The sequence below is a fragment of the Vibrio sp. 1F169 genome, from assembly GCF_041439605.1.
GTDB lineage: Bacteria > Pseudomonadota > Gammaproteobacteria > Enterobacterales > Vibrionaceae > Vibrio > Vibrio tasmaniensis_A.
Window position 1 is genome coordinate 1 of sequence record NZ_JBGOOI010000133.1, and the last position, 4,598, is coordinate 4,598.

5 protein-coding genes and 1 pseudogene are annotated in these 4,598 nt (G+C 39.6%); 2 read left to right on the forward strand and 4 right to left on the reverse strand.

Features of this window, described 5'->3' with window-relative positions:
* The first annotated feature begins 437 nt into the window (after positions 1-437).
* Together ACED53_RS22855 and ACED53_RS22860 are read left to right on the forward strand one after the other, a co-directional pair.
* Positions 438-872 carry a CesT family type III secretion system chaperone gene (locus ACED53_RS22855; RefSeq protein ID WP_017098098.1) on the forward strand — a complete coding sequence of 145 codons (435 nt, stop codon included), beginning with the start codon at positions 438-440 and terminating at the stop codon, positions 870-872.
* 6 nt (positions 873-878) lie between these two features.
* A complete protein-coding gene (locus tag ACED53_RS22860) occupies positions 879-2,075 on the forward strand; it encodes a hypothetical protein (RefSeq protein WP_017098097.1) in 1,197 nt (398 codons plus the stop codon).
* A gap of 608 nt (positions 2,076-2,683) precedes the next feature.
* Here the strand turns inward: ACED53_RS22860 and exsE2 are convergent.
* The 4 genes and pseudogenes from exsE2 to ACED53_RS22880 form a co-directional block, all read right to left on the reverse strand.
* Positions 2,684-2,974, reverse strand: a complete 291-nt coding sequence (gene exsE2 / locus ACED53_RS22865; protein WP_017101889.1) for a T3SS regulon translocated regulator ExsE2 — start codon at positions 2,972-2,974, stop codon at positions 2,684-2,686.
* Between the two features lie 7 nt (positions 2,975-2,981).
* Positions 2,982-3,428 carry a type III secretion system chaperone gene (locus tag ACED53_RS22870; RefSeq protein WP_017098095.1) on the reverse strand — a complete coding sequence of 149 codons (447 nt, stop codon included), beginning with the start codon at positions 3,426-3,428 and terminating at the stop codon, positions 2,982-2,984.
* 203 nt (positions 3,429-3,631) lie between these two features.
* Positions 3,632-3,751: pseudogene (locus ACED53_RS22875) on the reverse strand (ISAs1 family transposase); the annotation flags it as partial.
* A gap of 254 nt (positions 3,752-4,005) precedes the next feature.
* Complete coding sequence (locus ACED53_RS22880) at positions 4,006-4,440, reverse strand: CesT family type III secretion system chaperone (protein ID WP_017098094.1); 435 nt, start codon at positions 4,438-4,440, stop codon at positions 4,006-4,008.
* Between the last annotated feature and the right edge of the window lie 158 nt (positions 4,441-4,598).

A 4,598-nucleotide genomic window follows, 5' to 3' on the forward strand; every position in this document is an offset into this window, starting at 1 on the left:
ATGAGTTATTGATTGTATTTTGCTTCCAGTTGGTTGTTTTATAACGAGGTTTAGGCATAGGGCTACGAGAGAGAGTGGTGGTAGCTGCTCAGGTCGTAGATTCTTAATTTAGTTCCACTGAATTGCGAAACAAAGCTAATCTTACCACTTAACCAACTCATTTACGTTCCAATGCCTATGGAATTGGGTCTCGCTTTTGGCTGGCTAAGCAAATTATAATCATTTACCAAAACTTTAAAAAAGTATACAAAATTCAACTAGATAAACATAATTAAGATGATGTAATTTGAGGGCGAAAATGCTATTTTCGACCATTTTACGGAGACCATCGAAACTGTTCCCGTAGAAACATAAAAAATAACGGCTACATATGATTGCCGTTTTTTTGTTGCACGTTAATCTAAGTGGTAAAACCATGACAAATTGAACAGGATAAAATGGACAGAGAAAGTAATGTCAAATACTGGCTGAGAAATATCAACGAGCAGCTAACTCTAATTGACCGTCGGTGCCATATGCGGGTAGACGAGGCTCATTCCCTCCTGGTCCAACTCTCTGAAGATGGACAGGAGCTTCTACTTCATGGTGAGATAACGGATATTTCTATGAAGGATGAATTGTATATACTCCGCAGCAGTATGGTACTGAACGGACAACAGGATACGATGAAACGTTGTTGGTTAGCGACGCATCAAAATAAACTGCTTCTCATTCATGAGCTTAGCTTAGTTGATTGCGATGAAATCGACTTTGAGAACACGATGAACAACTTCATTGTGCTTATGAGTACTCTTAGAACTCAATTTAGTTCGGTATCAGAACCGATAAATGAAGTAACCATGCCTTATTCTCAACAGCTTATAAAAGGATAAATATTCATGCCTATTGGATTGAATCCAGTTCAAACGACTAATGTCACAAACACTTCAACTCATACCAAGAGTCCATATGAACTAAAGGTTCAGCCTGACAAAGCTAAACTACTGCAGGATATCGCGCCAACAGGACCTACACTGAAACAACCCACCACAGGAGAAAAAACTGCTATCACGATAAGTATGGATGAAGCAATGACAGCAATGACAGCAATGAACAAAGAACAAGCGAAGGGAGGTTTTACTCTTGATGACGGACGACAGTTCGAAATTCGAGATATGCATGTAATCAGACAGAACAAGGGGGGCTTGATAAGCCGGATGAAAGAAGGTTTCATCAAAGCATTACATGGTCAAGGAGCTTCATCCTCAGATGCTAAAAAGCTGACCGCAGCGTTACACCAAAAAGCCGATAACCCAGCAGTTCAGGAAAACTTTGTGCGCTCGTGGGATAGTGGAGGTTTTACAGATCCTACAGTAGTAAGTGGTGAAATGGGAGTGCGTGGGCACCAGTCAAAACAAGATTTTCAGTTTATTGTCCACACCGCACCAATAACTCACTTGATGGAAGGGAAGGGCGTTTTTAGTATTGATGCAGAAAGTGCGCTAACCTCCTGGGATGTAGCATGCACTAGTATCGTAAACCAGAGCAAGACTTTCACTTATGGCTCCGTTGGTGTAATTCTGAAAGTTCCGGAACAAAATGTTATTGCCGCTAGTCCAAACGATCTGATGTCGGAAACCAACATTGGTCTTCTTGATCGGACTGAAGATCTTGTCAACGTCTCAGATAAGAACGCTACAAAGACCCGCTATGAGGCAATGCCTGACTATGAACGTACAGGGTTACTAGCAAAAAAGGAATTACCGCGACATCAAAGGCATACCAACACTCCAAGTGAAGTCCTGAAGAAAACCTATGGGATGCGCAATGAAATTCTTATCTGTACGTCTGGAGGTGTAAATCTCCACGAGGGGCAGAAGGCAACCGAGAAGGTGGAAATAGCAGGGTTTTTCCTCAACGACAGCGCCCCAACAGCCTCTCACCAAGATTTAGCCGATTGGAAAGGAGAAACGTTGTTATCCAAAAATGATAAGTACGAGTTATTCAAGCAGCATGCTGAGCCCCTAGCCCAAAAACTTGGAGTGCCAATTATTTACTTAAACGGTACAGCGGATATTGCGGAAGTTTTGAAGTAGAAATAAATATAAAAACGCAAATTTTTATGTAGTCTGGTGTTGTAGGGCAAATGAGAGGCGAGCGTCTAATAGTTGATTTTCTGAACATATAATAACTAACGCAGATACCACCAACTAAGGTGGTGTCTGCAATTTAAGTTTGAAGGTCAAATCGATAGAAGTGTGTTAAAATAACTCTTTTTCTTAACTGAATTAAACAACAACGTCGCATTTATCGTAAAACAGCTTTAGTTATGGCATAAATCGTCATTATATCTATGTATGCATTGATTTTAAACAATATTAGAAGGTGATGAGAGTAAGAAGTTTTTTAAACGGCTTTATAGATGGAGTTATTCTCCTCCGGCAACGCATGTAAACAATGAGGATTACCTTTCCCCTACAAAGATAGGCGTCTAAGTAGTGCTGAATCTTTGGCTACCTAAGCTTCACGGCTCAAAAAAACGGGAAGCAAAAATTTGACTATCACAAGTGTCCACTATCTGAAACAGCGTGTATTGTGTGCTACAGCTATTAGTACCGCTTTAACTCTGTGTCATTACAACGCACAAGTTGAGGATAGTTACACAAGGCTCAAAACTAGGGCCGATTTCGATTTATGGTCGTTTTTATTGAGACTGACGGATCACTTGGATTTTTCTATTCAATAAGGCTTGTACAGAATGAGGGTCTTTTTCGAAGCTTAAGATTGAGTTATAAATTTCCACATTCGCATGCATCGACAACAACTCACTTAACTCCAGTTTGGAGTTGGCTCGATTCGCCTCTCGCTCTCCAGGACTAGTCTGTACAACGGTTCGCCCCAGAAAGGTGCCTTGCGTTGCGAGGGGAGGTTGTCCTTTGTTCTCTAAGTTATTGAAATATATATCATTTATTTTTGGTTTGATGTCGTTGGACATAAGGTACCTAAACTCTTAAGTCTGAGCTCTGAAGCATAGACGGTGAAACTTCTGTTACGACATGAGCAGACAACAAGGACTCCCAAGATTCGCTCTGTGTGAGCAGTTCAGCAAGTCCACTCTCAAACAGCTCATAGTCGAGTTTTTCGGCACGAAGCAACCTGTTTAAACACAGCTTGTGCCTGTGATTATCTAGACTAAAAAATAGTTGATGTTCAGACCAGTGATAGTTGAATGACAAAAAAGAACGATAAAGATCAGAATTAACAATTTGTAGGTCAACAATCTCTACTTCTAGTTGAAGTGTTTCTATTTTAGAGTGAAAAATTAAATGCACTCTTAACTTATCGTCAAAAGCTAACCCCAGTTCGTCTTCAGTCAAATGTAATTCAGGCAAGCCTACTCGACGAGAAAACTCTATCAGAACCTCATCTACAATTTGGCGTACTGACATAAAAACAGTCCTTTCATTAAATGTTAATAGTTATTATAGGTTAAACAGGTGTTTTTTATATTATTATTGGTTGATATTTTTTATATATTACGTAAGGTTCAGTCAGATCGCAATTACCAAAATACGCAGTTCTTCGGCATTCGCGCTTCTTAAGCGTGATTCTATTCCTTTTATGGTCTCAATAAGGGCACGAATGTACTTTGTTAATCTGATGTAAACAGAACGGAGGCTCTGTAATCTTTATTCCATGCAGCTTTATTCATCTTCCTTGGTACTGATAAGTCCCTTTCGGATTTCCTAAATCAGTCCTGAACAAAACGTTGATGATGAAACTGATTCAGTGACACACTCTCAAAGGGCTAGTTGTCTTTGTTTACATACTTTGTTAATAATTCTTGATGTAGTACCAATGGAGCAAGAATTGTTGCCTCGCCTTCAAACCAAGTAGCTCTTCCTGAACCAAGCATCCCGATGTGACTAGGGAATACTGTAATCAACTTGCGTGTGAAGCAAGTTGAGAGCAGACCGCTAGCTGTAATAGTATTTCAGCTCCCTGCAGTTTATTAGGTTAATACAATTAAACGCGAAAAGTTGTAGGGTAAAAATGTGATTCTTTGTCGATAGATTTTGATTCTATATTGTTAGCTAGAGAGGTTATTTGTTCATAGTATTGGCTGAGCAATTCCAATTGTTGATATACCGTGTACCGATCGGCTTGAACGATAGGCTGATGATTCCAAAGAATGAGGTTATTACTTTTATTATCAAAGCCAACAACTGGTTTTTTCTCATCTTGGCTAAACATATTCATTTCAAGCAAAACCTGAGCATTGTTTTTGTTGAGTTCACCTAAATTACTTAACATCATCAAACGTCCACTTGGGTGTTCGGTAATGTGGCACTCTTGCTCTCCTACTTTAATGCTTGTCACATTATTCGTTTCAGTGTTTGCTGCCTCTAGACCGAGCTCTTGGCAAAGCATTTCAACTACTTTTATATATTGCTGACTCATATTGTTTACTTATTTACTGTAAAAAGGCGTGTCAGTAGACCAAAAAGTGAGTTTAATAACGGCTTTGTTGCGTAATTCAGTTTAGAGACAGAGCAGCCCCATATCGTGCGTTTCTTAGTCAATACGGCAAGTTTCAGGCATACCTAACCCAGTGAGCT